Origin of the sequence: Streptococcus jiangnanensis (assembly GCF_040888325.1) — a bacterium.
Lineage (GTDB): Bacteria > Bacillota > Bacilli > Lactobacillales > Streptococcaceae > Streptococcus > Streptococcus jiangnanensis.
Map to the genome: position 1 here is coordinate 483,254 of NZ_JBFNFF010000001.1, position 14,327 is coordinate 497,580.

Below are 14,327 nucleotides of genomic sequence, written 5' to 3' on the forward strand. Positions count from 1 at the left end.
TGAAACAAAAAACCAACTAATCGTTAGATTAGTTGGTTTTTGTCTATTCTCGATTTTTCCAAGCTTGGTAGCGAGTGTCAATCAAGAGTTGGGTTAAGCGTCCCATGGTTTCTCTTTCTTCGGGAGTGAGGGATTGGGCTTGGACAAAGAGATGGTGAACGTGTTCAATGACCTTGAAGGAAGAGAGGTCGTTGATAGAGGAGATGCCTGCATCAAGAATGATTCCAAAAAAGAGGTCAAAGTAGAGCTGCAGTTCCGTATCAGGGACCGTTTCAACCCATTCCTTGAAAGTAGTGTCGACTTGTTGGCTGTCACTATTGGTCTCGTCTAGTTGGACAAAGTGTTTGTCTTCAACCTGCCAACTAAAGGTGTCGTGCTGAGCAAGGCCACCTAAGGCGGTGCTTCGAACGACGATTTTTTTGTCCGGAATTTCCAACATCATTCCGATGATAGACCCTTGCGGGATAAACACTTTCGTTCTTTCCATCATGTTTTGATAGCCTGGTGTTTCGGTTAGTTCCTTGTGAAGCCCAGGGGCATCAAAAGTATAGACAGAGATAATGTTTTTCTGCAAGTTTGGATCAAGTTGACTGGCAGCATAGACAGCTAAATTGCCCCCTTTTGAGTGCCCTGCTAGGATAACCTTTTGCTTAGGATGTTGAGCAAAAAAGTTCTCCAAATATTGGAGGGCATGTTTTTGAGCAGGGATTTCCTTCATATAGGTCATATGGAAATCTTCTTTCCAACCGATGATACTATCATCCGTCCCACGAAAAACAAGCAAATAGGTATCGAGACTGATACGATAAGTCATGGCTGCAAACTGTTTTTGCAATTCAGGATCGATATCGTTGATAAAATCTGAGAGCTTGCAATTTTTAAAGCGTTTGTGTTGAGCGAGCTGATTCAATAACTGGAGACGATTTTTATTGGTCAACATCGTCGTGTCTCTAGGGATTTGAGGTGCAAGATCTATGAGGCGCTTTGGTTCTTGGGTAACTACATCATCAAAAGGAAGATAGGTTAATTCGGTCAAGGCAAGAACGTCTAACTCATTCACGGGGTGATCATAAAAGGAATCGTATGCTACATCATTTAAGTAGTCAAAAATATTGGCCATAAAATCTCCTTTCTCTATGTTTATCCTATCACATTTACCTAGAATTAGCTAGTGGGCTTGTTCGAATGACCTAGTAGGGTTGGATTGAAATACATAGAAAATAGATTGCTCCTATTTCAAACCTCTAAACGAGCTTACTTGTATGTTTTTGCTATCAATCCCATTTTCCTTTAAAAAATTCTTCATCTCATTTACATCATCAGGCTGACCTGTGATGAGATAGCTGGCTTGATTGCCGTATTCATCAATAGCACGTTTTACAAATTCTTGACTTTGAGAAAGTTCCTCGCTAGTTTTATAAGTAAAATTCGATGTTTTTTGAGCCAGTTCTTTCATCTCATTATCGAAAATAGTAACTCCTTTGTCAAAATGGTTGAGAATAATTGGAGCTTTACCAGACCATTCTTTGATAAGGGGGCGTAGAGCAGAAATACCAACATCAGATGCAAAGCAAACTAGTGGCTGATTCGTATCTTTAACAGTCAAAGAGGAATCCAGCCAACTCATCTCAATCTCACTGCCAGATGGTAAATGTGTCAAGGTGTTCTTAAAGTTGCTACCACTATTATGAGTCAAAATGAGAATTTCATCTTCATCAGGTGTGGAGGCAATGGTTAGCCATCGACTGGTTTGCTCTCCCTTAGCTTCATATTTACTAGCAGTAGACGAGGTATCAGGGAGTGCAAACTTAGCATAAGCCCCAACTTTCCAGATTTGATGACTCGGTTTTGTGATATGAATTAAATATAGATCTCCGCTGGGGTTTTCGATGGATTTTATCGATAATGTCTGGCTTCGTCCAAGATAAGCGATGGCACCCCAAGTTATAATACATAGCGCTCCAAGTGTTGATAGAATGATAATAAACATTTTTTTACCTCTTTTCATTTTTTATAACTCCTGTTCTTAATTTTATGAATGAACTATAAAAATATTCATTCATATCTTTTCAAAAAAATAAAGAAATCCATTCTTTATTTTAGAACTCCTTTAATGAAGTTGGTCGCAAGTATTTCAACAGTTTTGCCAATATCTGGAAAATCTTTTTCCGTGATATGCATATCCATATAGTAAAACAGATTATAAACCTGTAAAATATCTTGAATCTTTTCTGGCGAGTACCCTTCAGCCTGCATACGATTTGTAAAAGTTTTAACTAGAAACTGATGAAAAGGATTTGCGACTTTGCCTTCTTCCGAGGAATAGTAGCTGTGCAACTCATCTGCGATGGCAGGATTGTACCATTCTGCAAGGATTTTATTGGAAGAAACGAGAGTTCTGGACTGAGCAAATAGTTGACCAATGAGGTCGATCATGTCAATTTCCCAATCCAGTTCTTCGATCATAGCTTGGCGAACACGGTTGTTTTCATCTATATAGATGTCTAGAAAAATGGCTTCTTTACTCTCGTAATAGTTATAAAAAGAACCAACTGCAACACCAGCTTGCCTAGCAATTTCTGAAATACCTGTTGCCTTGTAACCTTTTTTCGAAAAAACTTCATAGGCTGCAGTCTTTAAAGATTTTTTTTTGTCCAATAGGATTTAACCTCCTTTGCTTCATGAATGAATAAATCTATTCGTTCATTCATATTCTAACAAATCATGGATAGCTTGTCAATAAGAAGGCTAGATCTATTAAATAAGTGAAAGAAACGCTAACTAAATGAGCACAAAAAGGAAAATATAGGATAAGGCTGGAACTATAATTAAAAATAAGGTATGATATCAGTGGGAATGTTCTCTATTTAGCATCTGTTTTCTTATCTGGATTTGGGAAATAGGCTTCTAAACAGTATGAGATACTGATCCGTAAATCTGATATGAAGAGTTTTGATACTTTGAGAAATAGCAAAGGAGGAGCGCATGCACAAGATTTTACTAGTAGAAGATGACCAAGTTATTCGGCAACAAGTGGGGAAACTGCTCTCTGAGTGGGGCTTTGAGGTCGTTTTGGTAGAAGATTTTATGGAAGTATTGAGCCTTTTTGTTCAGTCAGAACCTCATTTGGTCCTCATGGATATTGGTCTGCCTCTTTTTAATGGTTACCACTGGTGTCAGGAGATTCGTAAGATCTCTAAGGTGCCCATCATGTTTCTGTCTTCGAGAGACCAGGCGATGGATATTGTCATGGCGATCAATATGGGGGCAGATGACTTTGTAACTAAGCCTTTTGACCAGCAGGTCCTCCTTGCCAAGGTTCAGGGTCTGTTGCGCCGTTCCTATGAGTTTGGCCGTGATGAAAGTCTGCTAGAGTATGCGGGTGTGATCCTCAATACCAAGTCTATGGACCTGCACTATCAGGGGGAAGTTCTGAGTTTGACCAAGAATGAATTTCAAATTTTGCGAGTGCTGTTTGAACATGCTGGCAATATCGTGGCGCGTGATGACCTGATGCGGGAACTCTGGAATAGCGACTTTTTCATCGATGATAACACCTTGTCTGTAAACGTTGCTCGCTTGCGCAAAAAGTTGGAGGAGCAAGGTTTAGCAGGGTTTATCGAAACCAAGAAAGGGATAGGATACGGACTGAAACATGCTTGATTGGAAATCATTTTTTCTAGCCTATCTGCGTTCTCGCAGTCGCATCTTTGTCTATATTTTTTCATTAGGCTTTCTCGTCCTTCTCTTTCAGTTTTTATTTGCTAGTCTAGGAACTTATTTTCTTTATTTCTTTCTGCTCAGTAGTTTTTTGACCTTCTTATTTTTGGCTTGGGATATATTTGCAGAAGCTCAGGTTTACCGGCAGGAAGTACTCTATGCTGAGAGAAATCCCAAGTCTCCTCTGGAATGTGCGCTAGCAGAAAAGCTCGAAGGGCGTGAGTCTGAATTGTATCAAAAGAAGTCTGAAGCGCAGAGCAAGCTGACGGATTTGCTTGATTACTACACCTTATGGGTTCACCAGATCAAGACGCCCATTGCAGCGAGTCGCCTTTTAGTAGCAGAAGTCTCTGATCGGGAGGTAAAGCAGCAGCTGGAACAGGAAATTTTCAAGATTGACTCCTATACCAACCTGGTTTTGCAGTACCTGCGTTTAGAGAGTTTTCACGATGATTTGGTCTTTGAACAGGTTCAAGTGGAGGACTTGGTCAAGGAGATGGTTCGTAAGTACGCACTTTTCTTTATCCAAAAGGGACTGACGGTCAACCTCCATGACCTTGACAAAATTATCGTGACCGATAAGAAGTGGTTGTTGGTCGTCATTGAACAAATCCTTTCAAACAGCCTCAAGTACACCCAGGAAGGTGGGCTAGAGATTTATATGGAAGGCCAGGAGCTCTGTATCAAGGATACGGGAATCGGGATTAAAAACAGCGATGTACTCCGAGTCTTTGAACGTGGTTTTTCAGGCTACAATGGGCGTTTGACCCAGCAGTCATCTGGACTTGGCCTCTACCTATCCAGGAAAATTTCTGAAGAGCTGGGCCACCAGATTCGTATCGAGTCTGAGGTTGGGATAGGAACAACCGTTCGCATCAAGTTTTCCAATAGGAATCTGATAATTGAGTGAGCATAGTTGATGATAACCTTATCCATCTGTGGAACTTTTGTTTTAGTCGATATCTCTATTTTTATGATAACGTCTAGAAGTTACCGTAAGATTGTCCAGATGTAAAAAATGTTACACTAGGAAACGACTAGAATATAGTCAAAAAATAAAAGAGGTAAAAATGAAAGAAAGTTATTTTGACGGAGGAATCCTAGATTATATTGGATACTCTATCTTAGTAGCCATAGTTTTCGGGCTTACCTTGGGGATCGCAACATCTTAGGCGGTTTGCATGATGCAAAATTGCAAACCAAACACACGGTAGTAGATAGTCAACGTCTATACTTTGACAGGACTGGAGCACAACTATTCGGCAACTGGATCAAGTGGTTTCTTCTAACCATCATCACGTTTGTAATCTATGGCTTCTGGTTGCAAATCAAAATGAAGCAATGGATTGTCGGACACACCAATCATGTTTAAAGATTAAAACGGCATCTTCTTTCAGAGGAGATACCGTTTTTTCTTTTTCGTATAAGGAAACAAAAATTTCTTCCTTTTTCTATCTGTTCAATTGATAGATTTCTTTGGAGAAAGACTGTAAAATTTTTGATATAATGTTAAGGATAGACTGATGGATGCTTAAAGGATAATTTTCAAAAACATAACAGGTGAGAATTAAAAATATGTAAGATTGAAAAGAAGTCTCTCTGCTATCATCCAAGCAGAAACAAGAGTATATGAAATAAAAGGAGTAACCAATGACCGGAAATTATTCAACACGTGAATACCGTGAGAAATTATATGATGATCTTCATGTTCGATTAAGAGATATAGTGATTTTGATGTGTGCGATTTTTATTGCCTCTATAGGTTTAAATATGAATTCAACAGCTGTCATTATTGGAGCCATGCTGATTTCCCCTCTTATGACACCGATTGTTGGACTGGGTTTTGGTTTAGCTATTTTTGATACCCGTTTAATCAAACAATCTCTAGAGGTTTTATTTACTCAAGTATTGGTCAGTTTGCTTGTCTCGACTCTGTATTTCTGGATTTCTCCCTTATCTTATGCAAGTAGCGAACTGATTGCACGAACCTCTCCAACCATTTGGGATGTTCTCATTGCTATTGCTGGTGGGATAGCAGGTGTAATTGGATCAAGGAAAAAAGAAGCAAACAATATCGTGCCAGGAGTAGCCATTGCAACAGCTCTGATGCCACCTATCTGTACTGCAGGATATGGTTTAGCTAATGGAAATGTACGATTTTTATTTGGGGCTCTCTATCTTTTTTTGATCAACTGTGTCTTTATCATGCTAGCCAACATTGTTGGAACAAGAATTTTGATGAGAAAATCTCCCTTAAGTTCATTTAAAGAGCTAAACATTAAAATGAAAATTGGCTTGACATCCTTGATTGTATTATTGGTTCTTCCAGCCAGTTATTCAGCAGTCACTCTGTCGATAGAACAAGCGCGAAAAGAAGGAATCAAACAGTTTATAGCAAAAGAGTTCGCCAATCACACGGTCATTAATCAAGTCTACAAGTCAAGGAATAATGAATTGGTCTTGACGGTTGTTGGAGATCCGATTTCAGACGAAGAATTAGAAACGCTCCACCAAAAACAAGCCTCTTACGGTATTCAATCTGTTGAATTGAAAGTCAATCAAGTCCATAATTCGACAAAATTAGACAGTGATACGACCAAGGAATTTTATGAAACTATTAACAAGTATATCGATCAAAAACTCTCTGAAAAGGATTCACAAAAAGATCTCGTAAAAGAAAAAGAAGCAGACAAGGATTGAGGATATTGAACTTTTCTAACTCGAGGAAGCAAATCTTGGGAGGATATCCTACACCCAAAAATTAGTGGATAGAAAGAATTGTTGACGAGGCTGCCATTTGTGGTGGTTTGACCAATCACTACTAGCTCAGCTTAATCAAAATATAAAAAAGCAACAACTGAAATAGTTGTTGCTTTTTTGGTGGCTGAGATTTTGTTCCAGGTTAAATGGTTTATTTCTCAACGCGTGATTTGTTGGCGATATCAGCAAGGATAGCTTGGACAAAGTCATCAACTGAGACAGTGTGTGTTTCTTTTTGGCCGTAGCGGCGAACGTTGACTGTTTTGTCTTCCATTTCCTTGTCCCCAACGATCAATTGGTAAGGAATTTTGCTTGTTTGTGAAGCACGAATCTTGAACTGCATTTTTTCATTGCGCTCATCTACATCTGCACGGACACCACGGTCACGGAGTTTTTTAGCTACTTCCCATGCGTAGTCCACGTGTTTTTCGTTAGATACTGGGATGAGAGTTACTTGGTGTGGGGCAAGCCATGTTGGGAAGGCCCCCTTGTAGTTCTCAATCAAGATAGCTGTGAAGCGTTCCATAGTTGAGATAACCCCACGGTGAATCATAACTGGACGGTGTTCTTCACCATCAGCTCCAATGTATTTGAGGTCGAAGCGTTCTGGAAGCAAGAAGTCAAGCTGGATAGTCGAAAGGGTTTCTTCTTTTCCGAGAGCTGTCTTAACTTGGATATCCAATTTTGGTCCATAGAAGGCTGCTTCACCTTCAGCTTCAAAGTAGTCAACACCCATTTCATCAAGTGCTGCACGAAGCATGGTTTGGGCATTTTCCCACATCTCATCGTTGTCAAAGTACTTGTGAGTATCTTGAGGGTCACGAAGAGAGAGACGGAAGCGGTATTCAGTCAAGTTGAAGTCTTCATAAACATCGATAATCAACTGAAGGGCACGTTGGAATTCTTCTTGGATTTGTTCTGGAGTAACAAAGAGGTGACCGTCGTTGAGAGACATTTCACGCACACGTTGAAGACCAGTGAGGGCACCAGATTTTTCATAACGGTGCATCATACCAATTTCAGCGATACGGATTGGCAATTCGCGGTAAGAGTGAACATGGTGTTTGAAGACTTGGATGTGGTGTGGGCAGTTCATTGGACGAAGGACAAATTCTTCCCCGTCACCCATGTCCATGGTTGGGAACATGTCTTCTTGGTAATGATCCCAGTGACCAGAAGTCTTGTAAAGCTCCACAGAAGCAAGTGGTGGAGTGTAAACGTGTTGGTAGCCAGAAGCCAACTCTTTGTCGACGATGTAGCGTTCCAATTCACGACGGATCGTCGCACCGTTTGGCAACCAGAATGGAAGTCCTTGACCAACTTCTTGAGAAATCATGAAGAGGTCAAGCTCTTTACCAAGTTTACGGTGGTCACGTTCTTTAGCTTCTTCACGCATTTGAAGATAGTTCTTCAAGTCTTTCTTATCAAACCAAGCTGTCCCGTAGATCCGTTGCATCATCGCGTTGTCGCTATTTCCACGCCAGTAAGCACCAGCTACATGGAGAAGGTGGAAGATTTGGATACGGCCTGTTGATGGAACGTGAGGGCCACGGCAAAGGTCTACATATTCACCCTGACGGTAGATAGTCAAACCGCCTTCGTCCTCAGAGTGTTCTTCAATCAATTCCAACTTGTAAGGGTCGTTTTTGAAGATTTCACGTGCCTCGTCTTTCGTCACTTCTTCACGGATTGATGGGAAGTTTTCTTTGACGATTTTTTGCATTTCTTCTTCGATACGAGGAAGGTCTTCGTTGGAGATTTGACCAGCCTGATTGTCCGTATCATAGTAGAAACCATCTTCGATAGCTGGACCAACTCCCAAGTGAATGTCTGGGAAGAGGCGACGAGCTGCTTGGGCAAACAAGTGGGCAGCTGAGTGACGCAAGATCGGAAGGGCATCTTCGTGATCAGGTGTCACGATTTCGATGCTTCCATCTTCAGTGATAGCACGAGTCGTGTCGATGAGTTTGCCGTTGAATTTACCAGCCAAGGCTTTTTTAGCGAGGGAATTGCTGATAGATTGGGCAATTTCAAAAGTAGTAACGCCAGATTCGAATTCACGAACAGCGCCATCTGGGAAAGTAATCTTAATCATGGTTTTCTCCTTAAATATTTATTCTATTTTTGTTGGACAATTTTAAGAGCCTAGCAAATTCTTCCGCAGTCTGATTCTCTGATTGACTACCATCTGTTACGAGGCTAGTATAGCCTAATCTCACCGCTTCCTTACGAACCATTTGAGCAAAAAGAATGTCTCGTTGCATCCAGTTTTCAAAAGCTTGATCGGGGTTGGTTGTACCCTCTAAGACATAAGGAACCCATTCTCTCTGTATATAATGCTTTTTTTGAAAATCAGCTGTCGGAGTCAAGCATAGATAGGAGGATGCTTGACATTCAAGCTCCTTTACTAAGTGAGGCAAAAGTCCTGCTCCCTCCACCAAGAGAGGTCTGTTTTGATTCTTTATCAAGTAAGATTTTACATAAGGAAAAATCTCTTCATAAAAGCGCCATTCTTCATCTGCCATCTCTTCTGGATTTCTCATCCAGATTTGTTCTGGATTTCTATCCTGCCTAAGAAGGCAAATTGGCTGTGAGTCTTCACTTGCTTGACTCATCATCTTTTCTACCAAATCATCCAGTTTGATATGAAGTAGTTGATACTGTCTAGCAAGAAGTGAGGCAATTGTTGACTTTCCACTGCAAGGCGATCCGCCAATCATATAAAGCATCATTCTTCCTCCTTCTGACAAAACAAAAACGACATCCTAAAAGGACGTCGCAACGTGGTTCCACCTTCATTCATGTTCCTCAAAAAAGAGGGACACCTCTGATTGGCTTTAACGTAGCCACCGTTTTATGTTTGCATAAAAGTCAGTAGAGTAGTATCAGTTTAGGCTTTCTATGCGTTTCCAGCAACCACGCACTCTCTAGTAGAAAGGGACTAAGTGACTTGTCTCTATGCATTATTATAGCATGATTGCGAGAATTTTCAAGGTTTTTGTATAATTTTTTTATTTTTCTCTCGCTGGAAGACATGCTTGATCCCCACACCAGCAGCCAACCCAAGTAGGGCAAAGAGTTCATAGGCTAGGAAGTAAAGCAGGATGAACTCACCAAAGGTGATGATAGTAAAGCAATAGAGCAGACCAATGCTGAGTAGCCACCAAAGTGAGAAATGAAATCGATAGCTATAAAGTAGCGATACGATAAAGGTTACTAGAGGTGAAAAGAGGACGATGTTGTAAATGTACAGTCCCTTCAGTGTATATGGGTCAGAGATGAGTAGAGAGAGGAGTTCATAGAGTGGCCAGTAAAAGAAGAAAATTACAAGGTAGTATGGGATATACTTAAGATAATTCCGCATGGCAATAGTCCTCCAATCTGCAAAAATTGAGAGATATTTGAGAGATATTGTAGACCACATAATCCTAAATGAAGGGGAAATCTCTACTTATATTATAGCACGATTTAGAAGCTCTTACAATTTAATCCAGTGATCAATGATAGTGATCTTTTCGAGTGTTTTCTGTTATAATACTAACAAAAGAAGTAAAAGGGTAAGGAGAAAGAATGACCAAAATAGCAGTTCTTTCAGACATACATGGAAATACGACAGCTTTGGAAGCTGTTCTGGCTGATGCAAGAGCGGCAGAGGTAGATGAGTACTGGCTTTTAGGAGATATTCTGATGCCAGGAACAGGGCGTAGAAGGATCTTGGACCTATTAGCTAGCTTGCCTATTACAGTAAGAGTGCTGGGAAATTGGGAAAACAGTCTCTGGAGAGGCCTGCATCGCAAGTTAGATCCTACAAAAGCGAGCCATCGTTATCTCCTGCGTCAAAGTCAGTACATCTTAGAGGATGTCAGCCCTGAAGAAATCGAAAACCTCAATAATCAACCCATGCAAGTTCATCGTCAGTTTGGTGATTTGATGGTAGGAATCACTCACCATCTCCCTGATAAAAACTGGGGAAGAGAGTTGATCCATACGGGAAAGCAAGAAGATTTTGATAGATTGGTGACGAATCCACACGCCTCTATCGCAGTATATGGCCATATTCATCAACAGTTGCTTCGTTACGGAAGTGATGGACAGTTGATTCTTAATCCAGGTTCCATTGGACAACCCTTCTTTCTAGATGCGAAGTTGCGTAAGGACCTGCGGGCCCAGTATATGATTATAGAGTTTGATGAAGCAGGTTTGTCTGATATTGATTTTCGTCGTGTGGATTATGATGTAGAAGCTGAATTGCAGTTGGCTAAGGATTTGAAGCTCCCCTATTTTCAGGTCTACTATGAAAGTTTGGTAAATGGGATTCACCATACTCATAACCATGAATTGTTGGGTCAGATTAGTGAACAAGAAGGTTATGATCAGGATGTTGAACTCTGGATGGAAAGAGACAAAAAAGATTGGTTTTAAGAGGATTTCTAGCTAGAAAACAGATAGTCTAGGAACTGTTGTTTTCCGATAAGTCGAACTGGATACGAATTGTCGGCTTCTCAAATTTATGTTAGAATAACGGAATATAACTAATTTGAATCTCATACTAATTGATATTCAAAATAAGAGGAGACAGATAATGAAACCAGAAGAGTTACACGCTATTGCCTCGGAGTTGGGCTTGCAATTTGACGAAGATTCGCGTAGTATTTATGGCACGCAGTCAGGCTATTTATTATTCCTGCAAGAAACTGACGTGAAAAATCAGTTTCGACTTTGTGTCAGTGTGAGTTTGAATGGTAATCCTGCGGATTCAGAAGAAAATGAATTGGTTTGGGATGAGTTTAAGAGTGAATCTCTTCCAAACTTGTCGACCTTGTCTATCAACCAGTACCTTGTTTCTTTTGTTGTAAAAGGTGCCATGCGCAAATCAAAAACAATTGAAAAGTTACAGACGCTCATAACAGACCTCGTTGTCTTCCTTGAAACCCATCATTTCGTACAAGTCTGTGCCTACAGTGGTCAGGAAGGCCCCGTTGGTCTCTATCAATTAGGTGATTCAATTTTCCTTATCAACGAGGAAAGCTATCAATTGCTGAAGAGCAACCTTCAAATTGAGGTGGATTCTTATCAAAACCAGAAGGAAAATGTTCTTCTTGGAGCAGTCGGTGCCTTGCTGGGTGCCTTGATTGGTGGAGCAGTTGCTCTATTTATCGCACGTCTAGGTTATGTAGCTATGGTAGCGGGTATCGTTCTGGGGATTTGTACCATTAAAGGATATGAAATCCTTGGAAGAAAGGTATCTCGAAAGGGGATTGTGATTTCCTCTATTTGGATGGTGATTACTGTCTTTCTAGTGAATCAAATTGATTTGGCGATGGAAGTCGTTGCCAAACTAGGGGTTGAGTTTGCCTTTGCTTTCCGAGTGGTGAATCAATTAATCTTTAGCGGTGATTTCCCAGATAACTATTTTTATAATCTAGCTATGTTAGCTGTGTTTACCTTAGTTGGTGCTGGGGTGTCTATCAGCTCGGTTTGGTCAAGTCATAAAACAAAAGGGATTGTCCGAAAAATTGCATAAAAAATAAGTCTTTGTATGCCCTCTACCGTTCTGGTTGTCAAGAGGGATACAGGACTTTTTGCATGGAGAAGGTAATCATTCGTTAATATTTGACAGGATAAGCAAATAAGGTATAATGTTTATACGGGAAAAGATGAATAAAATATCAATGAAAGGAGAAGAAGATGCAAATTTCAAGCCGATTTACAATTGCGACTCATATGATGATTATTATTGCAATGCAGGATACAGAAAGTAAAGTAACCAGCGATTTTCTTGCAGCTAGTGTCGGAGTCAACCCAGTCATTATCCGTAAGACTTTATCGCAACTCAAAAAAGCTGGATTGATTTCAGTTGCTCGTGGTACGGGAGGAACTGAGATAATAAAAGACCTTCAAGAGATCAATTTGTTGGATGTCTACCAAGCTGTGGAGTGTTTAGGAAAATCTGGTAAGCTCTTTAGTTTCCATGACAATCCAAATCCTAATTGCCCAATTGGTGCGAATATCCATGCAGTCTTGGACCAAAAGCTGTTCGATGTTCAAGCAGCTATGGAAAACCAACTGCGTCAGACAAGTCTGGCTCAGGTTGTAGCTGATGCTCAGAATAAACTGTCTAAGTGAGAGGACTAAGGTTCTCTTTTTCTATTGCCGCTCTTTTTATAAGTTGGGCAAGAAGAATTGTGGTAAAGTGTACTAGATGCTTTACGGTAAACTATAAAGAAAAATGTGAGCCTCAGTTTCAGGTTCACATTTCATTTTTTACTCATGGCAAAATGGCCTTTAGTTGGTTCAGAATGGTTTGTAAGGTTACGATCGCTTGTTCTCCTTGTTGTGGTTGGTAGAGTAGTTGGAAATACTTGCGAATAGTTTCTTCAAATTGCTTAGGGAGGAGTGTACAATGGGCCTTTGCATACTCCAGCATCCGTTTTTCACCAGGATGGGTTTGCTCATTGAGCGCAAATAACAAGTCAAAGTAGGAAGCAAAAAACTCACTCGTACGATGATTCATACTGAGAAGATCTTGGCGTTTGATAGCTTTTTCTATTTGGTGAGAGAAGGCAGGCATGGCTTGTTCTAGCAAAAGGAGTTGCCTTTCGATGATATGCATTTTGAGTTCCTGTGGATAGGGAATCTGGTAGGTTCTTTGGAGAGAAGCATAGTGTCCATTCGGGTCATATAGAATCTTGCTGTGGAGTAGATTATGCCACATGCAAGTTGTATAAGCATTTTGAGCTTTGTGTTGAAAAACGGTTGAGTTCAATTCCTGTTCAAACGACTCCATCGAATGATAAATCAACTCGATTTCGATACCGTTGTTTAGTACACAGTCGTCCTCTAACTCCCAAAACTGGTTTCCAATTTCCATATAGGAGCAGTATTTACTCAAAATTTTTAGGCGATTCGCCTCATCAATAGGAGAGTTGAGATAGACATAAACGTCATAATCAGAGTTTTGATCGTAGGCTTGTCCTGCACGAGAACCACCAAGAGCAATAGCTTCTACTTGTTCCAGTTGAGAGAATTCTTTGCAAAGTTCGTGGATCATGATTTTTCTCCTTACTTTATGGTTTTAAAGTCATTTTACCAAAAAGTAAAACGTTTGCATAGCATTGAGTTACTCTTTTTCATTTATAGCAAAAATGTGAACCCTTGTTTTGAGTTCACATTTCGTTTTTATTCTGCGGCTTGTTGCCAATGTTTTGCTAGCTTATGAGAAAGGCTGGAAATGGCAAAGTTAAAAATAAAATAAATCAAGGCAATCAGGATATAAAGACTGAAGACCTGCTCTGGTTCGAAATAGCGTCCCATGAGAATTTGGCTGGCGCCAAAGAGTTCTTGTAGGGCGATAACAGAGTAGAGAAGACTGGTATCCTTAATCACAGTTACAAACTGAGAAATGATAGCTGGCAGCATTTTGCGAATCGCTTGTGGGAGAATGATGTAGTAGAGGATTTGCGCAGAGGTGAATCCTTGCGACATTCCTGCTTCGTACTGGCCCTTGTCCACGGCATTGAGGCCGCCTCGGATAATCTCAGCCAGGGCTGCTGAGGTAAAGAGGGTAAAGGCTGTAATACCAGCTGGTGTGGACTTCATCTTAAACACCAAAAAGATGGTGAAAATCCAGAGGAGGTTGGGAACGTTACGTACAAACTCGATATAAATGCTGGAGATGATCCGTAAGACAGGATTTTTCCCATTTCTCATGACGGCTAGCACTGTTCCGATAAGGGTCGAGAGGACGATAGCAATCAGAGAAATGTAGAGGGTTAAGCCAAATCCTTTAAAGATAAAGATTAGGTTATCTGGGGTCAAAACTTCTAAAATAGATTCCATAGTAACCT

General features: G+C 40.4%; 14 protein-coding genes and 2 pseudogenes. 8 read left to right on the plus strand and 8 right to left on the minus strand.

Annotated features, from left to right (window positions below; translation table 11 throughout):
- Positions 1 to 43 precede the first annotated feature (43 nt).
- The 3 genes from AB2B49_RS02160 to AB2B49_RS02170 form a co-directional block, all read right to left on the minus strand.
- Positions 44 to 1,120 (minus strand): DUF2974 domain-containing protein, encoded by a 1,077-nt coding sequence (locus tag AB2B49_RS02160; protein ID WP_049505267.1) that lies wholly within the window; start codon positions 1,118 to 1,120, stop codon positions 44 to 46.
- 111 nt (positions 1,121 to 1,231) lie between these two features.
- Positions 1,232 to 2,008, minus strand: a complete 777-nt coding sequence (locus tag AB2B49_RS02165) for a ferredoxin reductase domain-containing protein (protein ID WP_049505266.1) — start codon at positions 2,006 to 2,008, stop codon at positions 1,232 to 1,234.
- A gap of 86 nt (positions 2,009 to 2,094) precedes the next feature.
- A complete protein-coding gene (locus tag AB2B49_RS02170) occupies positions 2,095 to 2,664 on the minus strand; it encodes a TetR/AcrR family transcriptional regulator (RefSeq protein WP_049505265.1) in 570 nt (189 codons plus the stop codon).
- Positions 2,665 to 2,985: 321 nt separating this feature from the next.
- Here AB2B49_RS02170 and AB2B49_RS02175 point away from each other — a divergent pair, with 321 nt between their 5' ends.
- From AB2B49_RS02175 to AB2B49_RS02190, 5 genes and pseudogenes are all read left to right on the plus strand, one after another.
- Positions 2,986 to 3,663, plus strand: coding sequence for a response regulator transcription factor (locus tag AB2B49_RS02175; protein ID WP_000548981.1), 678 nt, complete (start codon positions 2,986 to 2,988; stop codon positions 3,661 to 3,663).
- The gene (locus AB2B49_RS02180; RefSeq protein WP_049505264.1) at positions 3,656 to 4,630 is read left to right on the plus strand and encodes a sensor histidine kinase; all 975 of its coding nucleotides are present in this window, start codon (positions 3,656 to 3,658) and stop codon (positions 4,628 to 4,630) included. The genes AB2B49_RS02175 and AB2B49_RS02180 overlap by 8 nt, the downstream gene beginning before the upstream one ends.
- A gap of 6 nt (positions 4,631 to 4,636) precedes the next feature.
- Positions 4,637 to 4,735 (plus strand): annotated as a pseudogene (locus AB2B49_RS09220) (peptide ABC transporter); the annotation flags it as partial.
- Positions 4,736 to 4,790: 55 nt separating this feature from the next.
- Positions 4,791 to 5,092, plus strand: a pseudogene (locus AB2B49_RS02185) (hypothetical protein).
- Between the two features lie 278 nt (positions 5,093 to 5,370).
- Positions 5,371 to 6,420, plus strand: coding sequence for a DUF389 domain-containing protein (locus tag AB2B49_RS02190; RefSeq protein WP_049505263.1), 1,050 nt, complete (start codon positions 5,371 to 5,373; stop codon positions 6,418 to 6,420).
- 211 nt (positions 6,421 to 6,631) lie between these two features.
- Here the strand turns inward: AB2B49_RS02190 and thrS are convergent, their stop codons facing one another.
- The 3 genes from thrS to AB2B49_RS02210 all read right to left on the minus strand — a co-directional run bounded on the left by thrS (position 6,632) and on the right by AB2B49_RS02210 (position 9,844).
- A complete protein-coding gene (thrS, locus tag AB2B49_RS02195) occupies positions 6,632 to 8,575 on the minus strand; it encodes a threonine--tRNA ligase (protein WP_049505262.1) in 1,944 nt (647 codons plus the stop codon).
- Positions 8,576 to 8,585: 10 nt separating this feature from the next.
- The gene (locus AB2B49_RS02200; protein WP_049505261.1) at positions 8,586 to 9,212 is read right to left on the minus strand and encodes an adenylate kinase family protein; all 627 of its coding nucleotides are present in this window, start codon (positions 9,210 to 9,212) and stop codon (positions 8,586 to 8,588) included.
- Between the two features lie 257 nt (positions 9,213 to 9,469).
- Positions 9,470 to 9,844, minus strand: coding sequence for a hypothetical protein (locus AB2B49_RS02210; protein ID WP_049505260.1), 375 nt, complete (start codon positions 9,842 to 9,844; stop codon positions 9,470 to 9,472).
- A gap of 206 nt (positions 9,845 to 10,050) precedes the next feature.
- Between AB2B49_RS02210 and AB2B49_RS02215 the strand changes: the two genes are divergently transcribed.
- The 3 genes from AB2B49_RS02215 (at position 10,051) to AB2B49_RS02225 (ending at position 12,606) form a co-directional block, all read left to right on the plus strand.
- The gene (locus AB2B49_RS02215) at positions 10,051 to 10,902 is read left to right on the plus strand and encodes a metallophosphoesterase family protein (protein WP_049505259.1); all 852 of its coding nucleotides are present in this window, start codon (positions 10,051 to 10,053) and stop codon (positions 10,900 to 10,902) included.
- Between the two features lie 160 nt (positions 10,903 to 11,062).
- Complete coding sequence (locus AB2B49_RS02220; protein ID WP_049505258.1) at positions 11,063 to 12,004, plus strand: hypothetical protein; 942 nt, start codon at positions 11,063 to 11,065, stop codon at positions 12,002 to 12,004.
- A 164-nt stretch (positions 12,005 to 12,168) separates the two neighbouring features.
- Entirely contained in the window at positions 12,169 to 12,606 is a 438-nt protein-coding gene (locus tag AB2B49_RS02225; protein ID WP_049505257.1) for an Rrf2 family transcriptional regulator, read from the plus strand.
- Positions 12,607 to 12,748: 142 nt separating this feature from the next.
- On the opposite strand, the gene AB2B49_RS02230 is transcribed toward AB2B49_RS02225, so the two are convergent.
- Complete coding sequence (locus AB2B49_RS02230) at positions 12,749 to 13,531, minus strand: DUF4037 domain-containing protein (protein ID WP_071851460.1); 783 nt, start codon at positions 13,529 to 13,531, stop codon at positions 12,749 to 12,751.
- Positions 13,532 to 13,659: 128 nt separating this feature from the next.
- Positions 13,660 to 14,319 (minus strand): amino acid ABC transporter permease, encoded by a 660-nt coding sequence (locus tag AB2B49_RS02235; protein ID WP_049505256.1) that lies wholly within the window; start codon positions 14,317 to 14,319, stop codon positions 13,660 to 13,662.
- Positions 14,320 to 14,327: the final 8 nt, after the last annotated feature.